The sequence below is a fragment of the Brevundimonas sp. LPMIX5 genome, assembly GCF_003576505.1.
Taxonomy (GTDB): Bacteria; Pseudomonadota; Alphaproteobacteria; order Caulobacterales; family Caulobacteraceae; genus Brevundimonas; species Brevundimonas naejangsanensis.
The window spans coordinates 34,476-49,612 of the sequence record NZ_QWTZ01000004.1 but is presented as its reverse complement, the minus strand read 5'-3'; the positions used below and the strand labels follow the sequence as shown (position 1 = coordinate 49,612).

Genomic DNA, 15,137 nt, shown 5'->3' with positions numbered 1-15,137 from the left:
CGACGGCGCCCGTCTCCACTGATGAGACAGGCTTAGAGGACGACAACGTACCAGACACGCCACGGTTCCGTGAGCGTCGTCCAGCTTGAGCATAAAACCGCAACGGCGTAGGAACTCTATTGGCGAGGCGGCGTTCTGCGTCTCTATGAACGACTTCATAAGGCTTGGGCGGCGGCCGACACTCCATGATCGAACCTAAGGACAACCCCGCGCGTAAAAGCGGGTCAACCTCGAACGAACGCGATCTCGAAGAGGTCCGTCTGCGTCAGCAAGCCATCGGCGTGAAGCTGCGCCATATGTTCGACGAAGTCGTCAACGAGCCGGTGCCGGACGAATTTCTGGAAATCCTTCGCCGCGCCGATCAGGGCGCATCCGCCAAGGAGGGGCAGTGACCACCACGACCCCCGCCGCCCGGCCCTCGTCATCAGACGACAACGCGTTCAAAGCTGAACTCGTCACCCTGATCCCCCACCTGCGGGCCTTCGCCCGGACCCTGACCGGCGACCCGACGGCCGCCGATGACCTGGCCCAGGAAGCCATGATGAAGGCATGGGACGCCCGCGCCAGCTATCAGATGGGCACCAATATGAAGGCCTGGACCTTCATGATCCTGCGCAACCAATTCTATTCTGAAAAGCGCCGCTCGTGGCGCCAGACCCAACTGGACCAGGAAGCCGCGGAGCGCACCCTGATCGCCGTCGACGACCCCGAAGCGCCCGTGGCCCTGGACGAACTGCGTCAGGCGCTGAAATCCCTGCCGGAAGAGCAGCGTGAAGCCCTGATCCTCGTGGGCGCAGGGGGCTTCGCCTATGAAGAAGCCGCTGAAATCTGCCAGTGCGCCGTCGGCACGGTGAAGAGCCGCGTGTCGCGAGCGCGCAAGGCGCTGCAGGCCACGCTGGAGCGCGGCGGCTATGCGCGCGACGGCCAATCGGCGGGCGACGCCATGCGCTCGATTCTGGCCGACGCGGACAGACTAAGCGGCGCCGGGCGCAAATAGCGGTGAGGGTCGGCCGGGTTCTGGGCCGAAAGCTCGGGCGCCGCAGCGTCCAGGGCATCCGATTCCGCCTGGGCCTGGCTATGGCCCTGGGTCTGCTGCCCATCCTGTTGCTCGGCGTGATCCAGACCGAGGCGGAGTTCCGCAAACAGGAGCAGGAACGACGCATCGACCTTCAGTTGGCGGCCGAACGCAGCGCCTCCGACGCCAAGGCCCGGATCAACTCGACCGTCGTGCTGCTTCAGGCCCTGACGCCTGAAGGGGTCGGCTTCTTCTGCGAAGCGCGCCTGACCGCCCTCGCCGCCCGGATGGACGGAATTACAAGCTTGGCGCGCTACGGCGCGACAGGCGCTCCCGTCTGCGCGTCACGCAACGCCGGTCAGGCGCAAGAGGACGAAAGCGTCCTGGGTCAGGTCTGGCATCAGCGCCTGAGCGAGGGTGAGGACGTTGTGATGCAGCGTTCGGCCGACGGAGAATCCCTGATCGTCGCCGTCCGTTGGGAGCGCCCGATGGGCGCCTTTCAAGGCGCGCTGGCGGCGAGAGTTCCCTTCCGCGTGCTCCAGCCGGACATCCGCGACCCCGCCTTGCCCCCTGGTTCTCAGGCGGCGCTGACGGATGGAGCCGGAAACATTCTGATCGCCACCGACCCCGCGCCCTTCGCCTTGAAACGCGCGCGCCAGGCTGAAGGCTGGACCGAACGGGCGCGCGACGGCGCCGCCGTCATGTTCGAAGCGCGCGACGCCCAGGGACGACGCCATGTCTATGGAGGCGCGCCCCTGGCTGGACAGGACGTCTTCGTCCTGCTGTCGGCTCCGGCGCCGGGACTGCTGTCCTGGGCGCGGCTGAACCCGTTCGGCACCCTGTTGCTGCCTCTGGCGGCATGGCTGACCGCGTTTGCGGCCGTCATGTTGCTGTCCGAGCGGATCGTGGTGCGCTGGCTCGACTATCTGGAGCGGGTGGCCGCCATCTATGCGCGGGGTCGTTTCTCCATTCGCCCGGTCCAGGCCGAGCACGCCCCGGCCGAAATCCGCACCCTGGCCCGCACCCTGGGTCATCTGGGCGAGACCATCACCCGTCGCGACAAGGACATTCTGGACGCGCTGGAGGAGAAGGACGCCCTGCTGCGCGAAATCCACCACCGCGTGAAAAACAATCTGCAGATCATCTCGTCCCTGCTGTCGATGCAGCAGCGGGCGGTGACCGACCCCGGAGCACGCTCAGCCCTGGGCGACACGCGACAGCGCATCACCGCCCTGGCCCAGATCTATCGCGTCCTCTATCAGAGCGAGGATATCCGCGAGGCCGACGCCGACACCTTCCTGCGCGAGTTGGTCGGTCAGTTGATCGCAAGCGAGGCGGTGCGCGGACCGCTGGTGACCACCTCCATCGAGGCCGATCCGCTGATCATCGACCCCGACAAGCTGGCGCCCCTGGCCCTGTGGCTGGTCGAGGCCGTTTCTAACGCCCAGAAACACGCCTTCGCCGGACGCGGCGGCGAACTGAAGGTGCGCTTCAAGGTCAATGGCGACACTAGCGTATTAGAAGTTGAGGATGACGGTCCCGGTCTGGATGACGCCATTGAGGCGGGCGTCGGCCGCACCCTGATGATGGCCTTCGCCAAACAACTGCGCGGCGAGGCCCGGATCGTTCCCGCGCCCGGCGGCGGCTCGATCGCACGGCTGACCTTCGTCACCCCCGAAGCCCGCGAAGCCGCCCATGTCCGAGAGGTCGCAGCCTTCCGTCTCAGCGGAACCGCACCCCAAGCGTAGCGTTGTATGGAGGACGGGCGCGGAGCCCGAACCAACAGGAGCCTCCTATGCGCAAACTCATCATTCTGGCCGTCGCTGCTGCAGCTTTGACCACCGCCGCCTGCAACACCATTCAGGGCGTCGGCAAAGACACCCAGGCCGCCGGCCAGGCGGTCGAAGGCGCTGCTCGCGACGCCAAGAACTAAAGGTCCCCGCCCGGATCGGGCGAACCCTTTTTCAGCCCCGCGGACGTTTCTGTCCGCGGGGTTTTATTTTTCTCTGGTGCAGCATGGCCCGCTTGTTTAGCGTCCGCCCGCCCCACGTCGTGGCCAGGACACTGAAAGAAAAATGCGCGTCGGCTCCCCCCGAGAAACCAAGACCAATGAACACCGCGTCGGCCTGACGCCAGCCGCCGCCGGCGAATACGTCGCCCACGGCCATGCCGTCCTGATCGAGACGGGCGCCGGTCTGGGCGCGGGCTTCACCGACGCCGACTACATCAAGGCGGGCGCGCGCATCGCCCCCGACGCCGCCGCCGTCTTCGCCGACAGCGACATGATCGTGAAGGTCAAGGAGCTTCAGCCCGCCGAGTTCGCCCTGCTGAAGCCGGAACACATCCTTTTCACCTATCTGCATCTGGCGCCCGATCCCGAGCAGACGAAGGCCCTGCTGGCCTCGGGCTGCGCCGCCATCGCCTATGAGACGGTGACCGACCGCAACGGCGGCCTGCCGTTGCTGGCGCCCATGTCCGAGGTGGCGGGGCGCATAGGCGTCTTCTCGGCGGCTGAAACCCTGCTGAAGCACAAGGGCGGCATGGGCCTGCTGTTCTGCGGCGTGCCGGGCGTGGCGCCCGCGCGGGTGCTGGTGCTGGGCGGCGGCGTCGTGGGGCTGAACGCCGCGCGCATGGCCGTGGGTCTGGGCGCCGAGGTCGTGGTGCTGGAACGCTCGATCCCCCGGATGCGCCACATCGACGAAGTGACCGGCGGGCGCGTCATCACCCGCTATTCCTCGCTGCACGCCATCGAGGAGGAACTGCCCAAGGCCGATGTGGTGATCGGCGCCGTTCTGACGCCGGGCGCAGAGGCCCCGACCCTCGTGCGCCGCGACCAGTTGGCGTCGATGAAGAAGGACAGCGTCCTGATCGACGTCGCCATCGATCAAGGCGGCTGTTTCGAGACCTCGCGCCCGACGACCCACGATGATCCGACCTATGTGGTCGACGGCGTCATCCACTACTGCGTCGGCAATATGCCCGGCGCCGTGCCGCGCACCAGCTCCGAAGCCCTGAACAACGCCACCCTACCCTATGGTCTGGCCTTGGCCGATCAGGGGCTGGACGCTCTGCACACCGATCCGCATCTGGCCCACGGCCTGAACGTGCTGAAGGGCGAGATCACCCACCCCGCCGTCGGCAAAGCTCTCGACATGGCGTGGAGCGACCCCTTCGGCGTCTGGGCGAACAGCTAAGATCGCACCCGCCTGTAATTCGCCGCGCTTCTGGGCCATAAGGCGCCCATGAAGTTCCTCGATCAGGCCAAGATCTATATTCGCTCCGGCAACGGCGGCGCGGGCTCCGTCTCGTTCCGCCGCGAAAAGTTCATTCCCAACGGCGGGCCGGACGGCGGCGACGGCGGCAAGGGCGGCGATGTCTGGGTCGAAGCGGCCGACGGGCTGAACACCCTGATCGACTTCCGCTACCAACAGCATTTCAAGGCCCAGACCGGCCACCACGGCCAGGGCCGCCAGATGCACGGCGCCAAGGGCGAAGACGTGGTCCTGCGCGTCCCCGTCGGCACCCAGGTGCTGGACGAGGACAAGGAGACGGTGCTCGTCGACCTTGATGAGGCGGGCATGAAGGTGAAGCTGCTGTCCGGCGGCAACGGCGGCTGGGGCAACACCCGCTTCAAGGGGCCGGTCAACCAGGCCCCGCGTCACGCCAACCCCGGCCAGGACGGCCAGGAGCGCTGGATCTGGCTGCGGCTGAAGTTGATCGCCGACATTGGTCTGGCGGGCCTGCCCAATGCGGGCAAGTCGACCTTCCTGTCGGCCGTCTCGGCGGCGCGGCCCAAGGTGGCGGACTATCCCTTCACCACCCTGACGCCGAACCTGGGCATGGTGGACCTGAGCCCGTCGGAACGCTTCGTCATCGCCGACATCCCCGGCCTGATCGAAGGCGCCAGCGAGGGCGCGGGGCTGGGCACCCGCTTCCTGGGCCACGTCGAGCGCTCGGCCAGCCTGATCCACCTGATCGACGGCACGCAGGACGATGTGGTCGAGGCCTATCGCATCATCCGCGGCGAGTTGGAGGCCTATGGCGAGGGTCTGGCCGACAAGACCGAGATTCTGGCCCTGAACAAGATCGACGCCCTGACGCCCGAAGCCCGCGAGGAAAAGGCGGCGGCGCTGGAGGCGGTCGCGGGCCGACGCCCCATGCTGGTGTCCGGCGTCTCGGGCGAGGGCGTCACCGATCTGCTGCGCGCCGCCTGGGCGGAGGTCAAGCTGACCCGCGGCGAGGTCACCGACGAGGGCGAGGACGTCATCCCCGAAACGCCAGGCGGCTGGCAGCCCTAATCCGTCACATGGCCGGATGACGGGGGCGTCGCCGCCCCCTATGTTCGCGCCATGACCGACGCGCTCGCCGAAATCCCCGCCCGCCCCCTCACTCAAGACGGGCCGCCCCTGCGGCTGTGGATGATCGACGCCTCGGCCTACATCTTCCGCGCCTACCACGCCCTGCCGCCGCTGACGCGCAAGTCGGACGGCCTGCCCGTGGGGGCGGTGCAGGGCTACTGCAACATGCTGTGGAAGCTGCTGAAGGACATGAAGGGCGAGGACGGCCCGACGCATCTGGTCGCCGTCTTCGACCATTCGGAGAAGACCTTCCGCAACGACCTTTACGACCAGTACAAGGCCCACCGCCCCCCGGCGCCCGAAGATCTAGTGCCGCAGTTCCCGCTGGTGCGCGAGGCGACCAAGGCCTTCGGCGTCCACTGCGTCGAGATGGTCGGATACGAAGCCGACGATCTGATCGCCACCTATGCCTGCAAGGCGCGCGACGCGGGCGGCGAGGCGGTGATCGTCAGTTCCGACAAGGACCTGATGCAGCTGATCGGCGACGGCGTGGTCATGTATGACCCGATGAAGGACCGCCGCCTCGAAGAGGAGGCCGTGTTCGAGAAGTTCGGCGTCGCGCCCGACAAGGTGGTCGAGGTTCAGGCCCTGATCGGCGACAGCGTCGACAACGTGCCCGGCGCCCCCGGCATCGGCCCCAAGACGGCGGCCCAGTTGATCCACGAATACGGCGATCTGGACACCCTGCTGGCCCGCGCGGGCGAGATCAAACAGCCCAAGCGCCGCGAGACGCTGATCAATTTCGCCGATCAGATCCGCCTGTCGCGTGAACTGGTCAAGCTGGACTGCGAGGCGCCGATCCCCGAACCGATCGACGACTTCATCATCCGCGCCCCGGACCCCGAAACACTGTCGGCCTTCCTGGAGATGATGGAGTTCCGCTCGCTGGCCCGCCGCGTCGGCGACGGCAAGGCGCCGCAGAAGGAAGGCTCCGCCTTCACGCGCCAGCCGACGGCGCCGGTCGCCACGCCGCGCTATGGCCAGACCGAAGTTGCGGCCCCGGCCGAAATCCACGCCATCGACCACGGCCGCTATGAGTGCGTGCAGACGCTGGAAGACCTCGACCGCTGGATCGCGCGGGCCAAGGCGGCGGGCGTGGTCGGCTTCGACACCGAGACGGACGCCCTGTCCTCAACCCACGCCGGGCTGTGCGGCGTGTCGCTGGCGGTCGGGCCGAACGACGCCTGCTACATCCCCCTGACGCATGAGCACGAGCCGACCGGCGACGGCGGTCTGGACTTCGGGGACGGCGGCGACGCCCGCCCGCCGTTGCAACAGATCGACAAGCCGACGGCGCTGGCGCGGCTGAAGACGCTGCTGGAAGATCCGTCGGTGCTGAAGGTCGGCCAGAACATCAAATACGACCTCGCTGTCATGGCCCGGCGCGGCGTGCGTGTCAGCCCGATCGACGACGTGATGCTGATCTCCTACGTGCTGGAAGGCGGTCTGCACGGCCACGGCATGGACGAACTGGCGCGCCTGCACCTCGGCCACGAACCGATGACCTTCAAGAGCGTGGCGGGGACCGGCAAGAGCCAGAAAAGCTTCAAGCACGTCGAGCTGAAGTCGGCCGTCTGCTACGCCGCCGAGGACGCTGACGTGACCCTGCGCCTGCACCGCCTGCTGAAGCCGCGTCTGGCGGCCGAGGGCCTGTCGAGCGTCTATGAGACGCTGGAGCGCGGCATGCCCGCCGTCCTGGCCGACATGGAGCGGGCCGGCGTTCGCGTCGACCCCGACCGGCTGCGCTCCCTGTCCTCGACCTTCGGCCAGCGCATGGCCGAGCTGGAGGAGGAGGCGCACAAGCTGGCCGGTCGCCCGTTCAACGTCGGCAGCCCGCGCCAGATCGGCGAGATCCTGTTCGGCGAGATGAACCTGCCCGGCGGCAAGAAGACCGCCAGCGGCCAGTGGGGCACCGACGCCAGCGTGCTCGAGGAGCTGGCTCAGACGCAACCCCTGCCCCGCACCATCCTGGACTGGCGCCAGCTGTCCAAGCTGAAGGGCACCTATACCGACGCCCTGGTGGCGGCGATGGACCCGCAGACGAACCGGGTCCACACCTCCTATCAGCTGGCGGCGGCGACCACGGGGCGTCTGGCCTCATCCGACCCCAACCTGCAGAACATCCCGATCCGCACCGAGACGGGACGCCAGATTCGTCAGGCCTTCATCGCCTCACCGGGCCATGTGCTGATCTCAGCCGACTACAGCCAGATCGAGCTGCGCCTGCTGGCCCACATCGGCGACATTCCCGAGCTGAAGCGCGCCTTCAAGAGCGGCCTCGACATCCACGCGGCCACCGCGTCCGAAATGTTCGGCGTGCCGGTCGAGGGCATGCCCAGCGAGACGCGTCGCCGGGCCAAGGCCATCAACTTCGGCATCATCTACGGCATCAGCGCCTTCGGCCTGGCCGCCCAGCTGGGCATCGATCAGGGCGAGGCCGGAGCCTACATCAAGACCTATTTCGAGCGCTTCCCCGGCATCCGCGCCTATATGGACAGGACCAAGGCGCTGGTGAAGGAGCAGGGCTTCGTCACCACCGTCTTCGGGCGGCGCATCCACATCCCGGCCATCCACTCCAAGTCCGGCGCCGAGCGCCAGTTCGGCGAGCGCGCCGCCATCAACGCCCCGATCCAGGGCGCGGCCGCCGACATCATCCGCCGCGCCATGATCCGTATGCCCGGCGCCCTGGCTGATGCCGGTTTGCAAACCCGCATGCTGCTGCAGGTCCACGACGAACTGGTGTTCGAGGCCCCCGAGGCCGAGGCCGACCGCGCCATCGCCGTCATCCGCCGCATCATGGAAGGCGCCGCCCTGCCTGTCGTCGATCTCAGCGTGCCCCTGGACGTCGAGGCCAAGGCGGCCCCGAACTGGGACGGCGCGCATTAAATCAGCCGATAGACATCAGAAGAGCGCCTTCATCAATACGATCTCGAATGAACTGGACCTTGTGGCTTAGCTCTGTGGCTATTCGCGCCATATCATCGAGTTCGCCTATCGTTTTCCTGATCCGATTGTAGACGAAGTGATCGCCCCCTTGTTTATCGCGCTTTGCATGAAACGCTTTAAAGGTAGCCCCCCCAATTTCCCAGTACTTCCATATGCGCGTGGGCTAGCAAATTTCGATCATTAGCTCCTTGATCATAACCAGATAGCAGCTCATCAATTTCATTTCTGATGGAGCAAAGAGGGCCTTCAATTATTAACACACCTCTAAGGTGAGATACCAATTCCGACCTGCTATTCGGGATACGACAATCGATCGAGCCATAGGGGTCTGTTTTTGATGCCCTCAACGCAATTTCTTTCAGCGTCGTTTCGACACTTCCCCACGCTCCCACTATAACGCCTCGCCAAAGGGTAGCTTCACGCAAATCGTCTGCGGGCGTCCAAGGATTAATTTCTAAAGCATACCTGAGCGGATCAATATTTTTCACGTTTCAAAATCCATCCCCATCATCAGCTGTCGTTACTCTTACTTAGATTCTCATCAACTCGAACAAGAGCACAACCATGAGCCTGGACCCCGAAATCCGCGACAACGAAGAAGCCAAGCGTTACGAGCTGGACATCGACGGCGAGACCGCCGTGGTCATCTACAACCCCGTCGCGGGCGGGCGCCTGATCACCGAGACCCTCGTGCCGGTCCCGCTGGAAGGGCGCGGCATCGCCAGCCGCATGGCCAAACACGTCCTGGCCGATCTGAAGGACAAGGGCCTGCTGATCCTGCCGACGTGCACCTTCTTCTCCAGCTATCTGAAGAAGCACCCGGAATACGCCGATCAGGTGCATCCCACCTATCGGGCCATGCTGGGCCTCTGACGGTCGCTTCGCGCGTCTTCCCCTGCTAGGGCGGGGCGATGAAGTCTTCAGACATCGACGTCCTGATCGTCGGCGCCGGCGCGGCCGGCATGATGTGCGCCATCGAGGCGGGCAAGCGCGGCCGTCGCGTGCGCGTGATCGACCACGCCCGCGCGCCCGGCGAGAAGATCCGCATCTCCGGCGGCGGACGCTGCAACTTCACCAATCTGGGGACGAGCGGCGCCAACTTCCTGGGCGAGAACCCGCGCTTCGCCCTGTCGGCCCTGCGGCGCTTCACCCAGCACGACTTCATCAAGATGGTCGATCGCCATGGCATCGCCTGGCACGAAAAGACGCTGGGCCAGCTGTTCTGCGACGACAGCGCCAAGCTGATCATCCGCATGCTGACGGACGAGATGAAGGCGGCGGACGTCACCCTGTCGCTGGGCGTCGGCGTCAAAAAGGTCGAGCGCGCGGGCGAGCGGTTTCAGGTCGATCTGGACGACGGGTCGCGCGTGACGGCGACCTCTCTGGTCGTGGCGAGCGGCGGCAAGTCCATTCCCAAGATGGGGGCCTCCGGCTGGGGCTATGAGGTCGCGCGGCGCTTCGGCCTGCGCGTCACCGACACCCGGCCCGCGCTGGTTCCACTGACGTTCGAGCCGGGGCTGCTGGAGCAACTCAAGCCGCTGGCGGGCGTGTCGGTGGACGCCGTGGTCCGCCACAAGGCGCCCAAGGAGGCGGGTCCCGGCCGCCCGGCCAAGGAAACCGTCTTCCGCGAAGGCCTTCTGTTCACCCATCGCGGCCTGTCGGGGCCGTCGATCCTGCAGATCAGCTCCTACTGGCGCGAGGGCGAGGCGATCACCGTCGATCTGGCCCCCGACCGCGACGCGGCCGCCGAAATTCTGGCCGCCAAGAGCGAGAACGGCAAGCAGGCCGTGCACACTGCCGTCGGCCGCGTCGTGCCGCGCCGTCTGGCCGAGGCCCTGTGCGCGCGCGAAAACCTGTCGGGCAAACTGGCCGAGGTCGGCGACAAGAAGCTGCGCGCCCTGGCCGAGACGATCAACGCCTGGACGGTCAAGCCGGTCGGCTCGGAGGGCTATCGCACCGCCGAGGTGACGCTGGGCGGGGTCGACACCGCCGCCCTCGATCAACAGACGATGGAGGCCAAGGCGGTCCCCGGCCTGTTCTTCATCGGCGAGGTCGCGGACGTGACCGGCTGGCTGGGCGGCTACAACTTCCAGTGGGCCTGGTCGTCGGGCTGGGCGGCGGGCCAACACTGCTGATCGAGTAAGGCCTCAGGCCGCCAGTCCGGCCGCCTGCATCAGGGGACGCAGGGCCTGAACCGCCTGCGGCTCGGCGCTGAGGGCGGCGCGGACGTCGGGGGCGCGCATCAGGCGCAGCGCCTCGGCGCGGGCGCGCTCCGCGACCGGTCCGCTCGGCCCCGTCTCCCCCGCCGCCAGACGCAGAAGGACCGCCAGCTTTTGCGGGACCGGAGCAGGCGCGCGGGCCAGTTGAGCCGTGAGCCGGGCATCGGCCTCGATCGAACCTCCGACGGCCCCGAGGGCCTCCACCACGCCCTGCGTCTCGCGCTCGAACAGTCCGGCCTTGCGCACGCCGCGCTGAAGCTCGGCCAGAGCCATCAGCCGCTGTCCCGGCGGCGTCGCGCCGGGCGTCCGGGCCCGCATTTCCGTCTCGAAACGCAGGGAGGCGACGCAGGCGTCCAGCCAGCGCGCGGCCGCCCGCTTATTGGCGCCGCCGGTGACGTTTTCACACAGGCGCGTCAGCCGCTCGGCTTCCGACAGGACGCTGGCGCAATCCTTGACATAGGCGGCGACGAAATCGGCCGCGACCAGCCCTTTCGACCGCTCGATGAAGGCGGTCTGCACCTCTTCCAGCGTCAGCAGACGCCCCGCCGTGGCCGTCAGCGCCATCGCCAGGACGCGCAGGATCTCGATCTCGCCGACCGCGTCGCCGGGCCGCAGGCGGCGCTGGCTCATCAGTTCGCGCAGCACCATGCGCGCCAGAGAGGCGGCCAGCAGGGGAAACTCGCCCGCCGCCAGTCGTTCGCCCAGACGCCGCACCGGCCCCTCGATCGGCGGGGCCAGAAGGCTGAGGCGCGCGTCCTGCGCCAGGACGGCGTCCACTTCGCGCGGGGCGGCCATGCGCACCACCGCCGCCAGGCTGGCGCCTTGATCCAACCCCGGCCCCAGCACCTGGGCCAGGCCGTGACGGGAGCCCAGAAGCTCGCACAGAATCTGCTCCACCGGCACCAGCACCAGGGCGCGCGGAGCGCCTTCGGCCGGAGCCTGATCGCAGATGTCCATCAGCCGCTCGACCCGCGCCCGCGCGCCGGGCAGGCCGCGCAGGGCGCCCGCCACCGCTCCGCCCATGATAAAGGCCCGGTCCGCCGCGCCCTGAAGCGCCAGGGCCGTCGCCGCGACCGGCCGATCCTCAAAGCTGGGAAATTGCTTCTTGCGCCCGGTGGTCAGCAGCCGCTCGATCGCCTGTTCGGCCAGGCGCTGATAGTGGCGCATCAGGTCGTGCACCGACTGGCCCGGGGTGGCCTGCGCCTCGGGCACGGCGATCTTCTGAATCGCGTGCTGAAGCTCGACGCCGGACGCCTCCAGCCGCTCGGCCAGATCGGGGCGGTGCAGCAGTTCGAACGCCGTCGCGCCCTGACGGTTGAGCCAGTCCTCCAGCACCCGGCCGATGGTCTCGCGCGCATGAGGGGCGTACAGGTCGCCGACGCCGCGACAGGCCGGGCCGCGCTGATCGACGGCGGGCGGGCGCTTGCGCGACAGTTCCGGCGCGCCGCGCGTCAGGATGATGACGCTGGCGAACTCCATCGTCTCGGGGTCCAGCGTCTCCTTGGTGACGCGCACGGCGACCGCCTCGCGATCCCGCAGCAGGTCTTCGGCGGCGTCGACGGCCTGACGACGATCCTCCACCGCCTGATGCAGGGACCAGTCGGCCGGCGCCGTGCGGCGGATGTAGATTTCGTAATGAACAGGACCGGCCATGACGCCCTTCGCAAGCACAGACGCCTATCCTGCGCCCCCAAGCTTAAGGTCGGGTTTCGCTTTTGACTCCGGTGGTTGAAAGCCGCGACGACGCGCTCCATTTTGTGTGAACGTAAAGTCACCACGATCGAGTAGAACAGTTACGCTTGCCGTGCGTTGTGCAGACGACGGCGGACCGGACGTTCCCCGCCCGCACTAAGGAGAAGCCCTTGGCCAACATCACTCTGGTCGACGACGACGAGAACATCGTCGCCTCCGTCTCCCTGGCTCTGGAAAGCCACGGCCACACGGTGACCGCCTATCACGACGGCGCCTCGGGCCTGGAAGCGCTGGAGACGACCCCGCCTGACCTGGCGATCCTGGACGTGAAGATGCCGCGCATGGACGGCATGGAAGTGCTGCGCCGCCTGCGCCAGACCTCCGCCCTGCCGGTCATCATGCTGACGTCGAAGGACGAGGAGATCGACGAGATCCTCGGCTTCAACCTCGGCGCCGACGACTATATCCACAAACCCTTCAGCCAGCGTCTGCTGATCGAACGGGTGAAGGCCCTGCTGCGCCGCGCCGGCGTCGAAGGCCTGGACCCCATCGACCCGGCCGCCGCCGAAGCCGGCAAGGCGATCAAGCGCGGCAAGCTGTCGATGGACCCGGCGCGCCACGAATCGACCTGGGACGGCAAGCCGGTGAAGCTGACCGTCACCGAGTTCCTGCTGCTTCAGGCCCTGGCCCAGCGCCCCGGTTTCGTGAAGAGCCGCGACAACCTGATGGACGCCGCCTATGACGATCAGGTCTATGTCGACGACCGCACCATCGACAGCCATGTGAAACGGATGCGAAAGAAGTTCCGCATGGTCGACCCTGAGTTCGACGCTATCGAGACCCTGTATGGCGTCGGATACCGCTACCGCGAGAGCTGAACCTGAAACCGTCCGGGCGCGGCGCCGATTCCGCTTCGGCGGATCGCGCCTGGGCGGATTCATCCTGGCCCTCAATCTTCTCAGCCTGCTGATCCTGTTCGGCGGCGCCCTGCTGCTGAACGAATGGCGGCGGGGGCTGATCGAGGCGCGTCAGGAATCCCTCGGCGTCCAGGCCGAGCTTCTGTCCAACGTTCTGGGCGAACTGGGCATCACCCAGGGCGATCCCTATCCCATGCTGGATGATCGGGCGGCCGCATTGTGGCTGCGCGACAACTTCATTCCGGCCGGCCAGCGCGCCCGGCTGTTCGACGTCGACGGGATCGAGGTGTCCGACTCCTACCGGGTCAGCGACACCATTCCAGGCGCGCCCCTCCCCCCCGCCCATCCGGCCGGGACGGCCCTGGCCTCCGACGAGCCCTCGCCGCGCGAGAAAGCGCGCCTGGCCCGCGCCAACGCTGAACTGTCGGCCGAAGTGGAGCGCGCGCTTACGGGCGCCCCCCAGGCGTCCCTGCGTCGCAATGAGGAAGGCGAGCGCGTCGTCTCCGTCTCCCTGCCTGTGCGCCATGTGCAGCAGGTTCTGGGCGTGCTGACGCTGGAGGCCGGCGACGTCAACGCCACCCTGGACGCCCAGCGCCGCGCCCTGATGCCGTTCGCCCTGGTCGCCCTGGCGGTGAACCTGCTGGCGTCCCTGGTGCTGCACCTGTTCGTGGCCCGGCCGGTCATGCGGCTGTCGGCGGCGGCGGATCAGGTGCGTCTGCAACGCGCCCGCGCCATCTCCCTGCCCGACCTGGAAGACCGCAAGGACGAAATCGGCGACCTGGCCCGCGCGCTGGAATCGATGACCGACACCCTGTCGACCCGGATGGACGCCATCGAACGCTTCGCCGCCGATGTGTCGCACGAGATCAAGAACCCGCTGACCTCGATCCGTTCGGCGCTGGAGACGCTGCCTCTGGTCAAGACCGAGGAGCAGCGCGCGCGCCTGACCAATCTGCTGCAACAGGACGTCCGACGTCTGGACCGTCTGATCACCGACATCTCCAACGCCTCGCGCCTGGACGCCGAACTGTCGCGCGACCGACCACGCGCCATCGACCTGAACGAACTACTGGGCGACATCATCGGCGTCTATGAGGCCGGTCGAAAACCCGATGAGCCGACCGTGCGCTTTACGGCAGCGACCGACAACGCCCGCGTCATGGGCCGCGACGTGCCGCTGGGTCAGGTGTTCCGCAATCTGATCGACAACGCCCGCTCGTTCAGCCCGGCTGACGGCGAGGTGCGCGTCAGCCTGTCTCGTGACGACAGCCAGCCCGATCTACCGCTGCGTATCCGCATCGACGACGACGGCCCCGGCGTTCCCGCCGAGAATCTGGAGACGGTGTTCGAGCGCTTCTACACCTCGCGGCCCAAGGGCACGGCCTTCGGCGCCAACTCGGGGCTGGGCCTGTCCATCGTGCGCCAGATCGTCGACGCCCACGGCGGCCGGGTCCGCGCCGAGAACCGCAAGGGCGAAGACGGCGCCGTGCTGGGGGCCCGCTTCGAAGTCAGCCTGCCCGCCGTCGGCAAGCGCGCATGACCCCCGAGCCCGTCCACGCCAGCGTCGTCGCCGCCCGCACGTCGAAGGGGTGGCGCGGCGTGCTGATTCAGGGACCGTCGGGCTCAGGCAAGAGCGACCTGGCGCTGCGGCTGATGCAGGACGGTTGGCGGCTGGTCGGCGACGACTGGGTGGAGGTCTTCGCCTGTCGCGGCGCCCTGTACGCCGCCGCGCCCGACACCATCGCCGGCCGGATGGAGGTGCGCGGCGTCGGCATCGTCACCCGGCCTTTCCGCCCCTCGACGCGCCTGGCCCTCGCCCTGCGCCTGACGCGAGAGCCGGTCGAGCGTCTGCCGCAGCCGACCTGGCGGACCATAGAGGGCGTGTCCCTGCCTCAGCTTGATCTGGACCCGCGACCGGCCTCGGCGGCGGCCGTCGCAACGGCCGCCCTTCACGCCGTTTCCGCGATGGCGCCGCCCGCTCTTTGATCCG

Annotated in this window: 14 protein-coding genes; 12 read left to right on the top strand and 2 right to left on the bottom strand. The window is 67.6% G+C overall.

Features of this window, described 5'->3' with window-relative positions; genetic code table 11:
* Positions 1 to 185: 185 nt before the first annotated feature.
* From nepR to polA, 7 genes are all read left to right on the top strand, one after another.
* Positions 186 to 392, top strand: coding sequence for an anti-sigma T factor NepR (gene nepR, locus D1604_RS05260; protein ID WP_024355198.1), 207 nt, complete (start codon positions 186 to 188; stop codon positions 390 to 392).
* Complete coding sequence (locus tag D1604_RS05255; RefSeq protein ID WP_003169827.1) at positions 389 to 997, top strand: sigma-70 family RNA polymerase sigma factor; 609 nt, start codon at positions 389 to 391, stop codon at positions 995 to 997. The genes nepR and D1604_RS05255 overlap by 4 nt, the downstream gene beginning before the upstream one ends.
* 80 nt (positions 998 to 1,077) lie before the next feature.
* Complete coding sequence (gene phyK / locus D1604_RS05250) at positions 1,078 to 2,763, top strand: sensor histidine kinase PhyK (RefSeq protein ID WP_233551906.1); 1,686 nt, start codon at positions 1,078 to 1,080, stop codon at positions 2,761 to 2,763.
* Between the two features lie 47 nt (positions 2,764 to 2,810).
* Positions 2,811 to 2,948: an entericidin A/B family lipoprotein gene (locus D1604_RS05245; protein WP_024355200.1), complete on the top strand. Its 138-nt coding sequence runs from the start codon at positions 2,811 to 2,813 to the stop codon at positions 2,946 to 2,948.
* Between the two features lie 142 nt (positions 2,949 to 3,090).
* Entirely contained in the window at positions 3,091 to 4,209 is a 1,119-nt protein-coding gene (gene ald, locus D1604_RS05240; protein WP_119412513.1) for an alanine dehydrogenase, read from the top strand.
* Positions 4,210 to 4,257: 48 nt separating this feature from the next.
* Complete coding sequence (obgE, locus tag D1604_RS05235) at positions 4,258 to 5,313, top strand: GTPase ObgE (protein ID WP_119412512.1); 1,056 nt, start codon at positions 4,258 to 4,260, stop codon at positions 5,311 to 5,313.
* Positions 5,314 to 5,364: 51 nt separating this feature from the next.
* Positions 5,365 to 8,259, top strand: a complete 2,895-nt coding sequence (polA, locus tag D1604_RS05230) for a DNA polymerase I (RefSeq protein ID WP_119412511.1) — start codon at positions 5,365 to 5,367, stop codon at positions 8,257 to 8,259.
* 176 nt (positions 8,260 to 8,435) lie between these two features.
* Here the strand turns inward: polA and D1604_RS15725 are convergent, their stop codons facing one another.
* Positions 8,436 to 8,807, bottom strand: coding sequence for a hypothetical protein (locus tag D1604_RS15725; RefSeq protein ID WP_158584916.1), 372 nt, complete (start codon positions 8,805 to 8,807; stop codon positions 8,436 to 8,438).
* Between the two features lie 76 nt (positions 8,808 to 8,883).
* On the opposite strand from D1604_RS15725, the gene D1604_RS05225 reads away from it, so the two are divergent.
* On the top strand, positions 8,884 to 9,192 hold the full coding sequence (locus tag D1604_RS05225) for a GNAT family N-acetyltransferase (RefSeq protein WP_119412510.1): 309 nt from the start codon (positions 8,884 to 8,886) through the stop codon (positions 9,190 to 9,192).
* Positions 9,193 to 9,230: 38 nt separating this feature from the next.
* The gene (locus tag D1604_RS05220) at positions 9,231 to 10,454 is read left to right on the top strand and encodes an NAD(P)/FAD-dependent oxidoreductase (protein ID WP_119412509.1); all 1,224 of its coding nucleotides are present in this window, start codon (positions 9,231 to 9,233) and stop codon (positions 10,452 to 10,454) included.
* 12 nt (positions 10,455 to 10,466) lie between these two features.
* Here the strand turns inward: D1604_RS05220 and D1604_RS05215 are convergent, their stop codons facing one another.
* Entirely contained in the window at positions 10,467 to 12,191 is a 1,725-nt protein-coding gene (locus D1604_RS05215; protein WP_119412508.1) for a hypothetical protein, read from the bottom strand.
* A 209-nt stretch (positions 12,192 to 12,400) separates the two neighbouring features.
* On the opposite strand from D1604_RS05215, the gene D1604_RS05210 reads away from it, so the two are divergent.
* From D1604_RS05210 to D1604_RS05200, 3 genes are read left to right on the top strand one after another with little or no spacing between them, the layout of a single operon-like run.
* Positions 12,401 to 13,108, top strand: a complete 708-nt coding sequence (locus D1604_RS05210; protein WP_024355207.1) for a response regulator transcription factor — start codon at positions 12,401 to 12,403, stop codon at positions 13,106 to 13,108.
* On the top strand, positions 13,077 to 14,687 hold the full coding sequence (locus D1604_RS05205) for an ATP-binding protein (RefSeq protein ID WP_119412507.1): 1,611 nt from the start codon (positions 13,077 to 13,079) through the stop codon (positions 14,685 to 14,687). Before D1604_RS05210 ends, D1604_RS05205 begins: the two co-directional genes overlap by 32 nt.
* Entirely contained in the window at positions 14,684 to 15,133 is a 450-nt protein-coding gene (locus D1604_RS05200) for an HPr kinase/phosphorylase (protein WP_119412506.1), read from the top strand. The genes D1604_RS05205 and D1604_RS05200 overlap by 4 nt, the downstream gene beginning before the upstream one ends.
* Positions 15,134 to 15,137: the final 4 nt, after the last annotated feature.

Excerpts from the sequence above, each read along its gene's own strand:
- D1604_RS05200 (WP_119412506.1), top strand. The coding sequence starts at position 14,684 with ATGACCCCCGAGCCCGTCCACGCCAGCGTCGTCGCCGCCCGCACGTCG.
- D1604_RS05225 (WP_119412510.1), top strand. The coding sequence starts at position 8,884 with ATGAGCCTGGACCCCGAAATCCGCGACAACGAAGAAGCCAAGCGTTAC.
- obgE (WP_119412512.1), top strand. The coding sequence starts at position 4,258 with ATGAAGTTCCTCGATCAGGCCAAGATCTATATTCGCTCCGGCAACGGC.
- phyK (WP_233551906.1), top strand. The coding sequence starts at position 1,078 with ATGGCCCTGGGTCTGCTGCCCATCCTGTTGCTCGGCGTGATCCAGACC.
- polA (WP_119412511.1), top strand. The coding sequence starts at position 5,365 with ATGACCGACGCGCTCGCCGAAATCCCCGCCCGCCCCCTCACTCAAGAC.
- D1604_RS05205 (WP_119412507.1), top strand. The coding sequence starts at position 13,077 with ATGGCGTCGGATACCGCTACCGCGAGAGCTGAACCTGAAACCGTCCGG.
- D1604_RS05215 (WP_119412508.1), bottom strand. The coding sequence starts at position 12,191 with ATGGCCGGTCCTGTTCATTACGAAATCTACATCCGCCGCACGGCGCCG.
- D1604_RS05220 (WP_119412509.1), top strand. The coding sequence starts at position 9,231 with ATGAAGTCTTCAGACATCGACGTCCTGATCGTCGGCGCCGGCGCGGCC.
- ald (WP_119412513.1), top strand. The coding sequence starts at position 3,091 with ATGCGCGTCGGCTCCCCCCGAGAAACCAAGACCAATGAACACCGCGTC.
- D1604_RS05245 (WP_024355200.1), top strand. The coding sequence starts at position 2,811 with ATGCGCAAACTCATCATTCTGGCCGTCGCTGCTGCAGCTTTGACCACC.
- nepR (WP_024355198.1), top strand. The coding sequence starts at position 186 with ATGATCGAACCTAAGGACAACCCCGCGCGTAAAAGCGGGTCAACCTCG.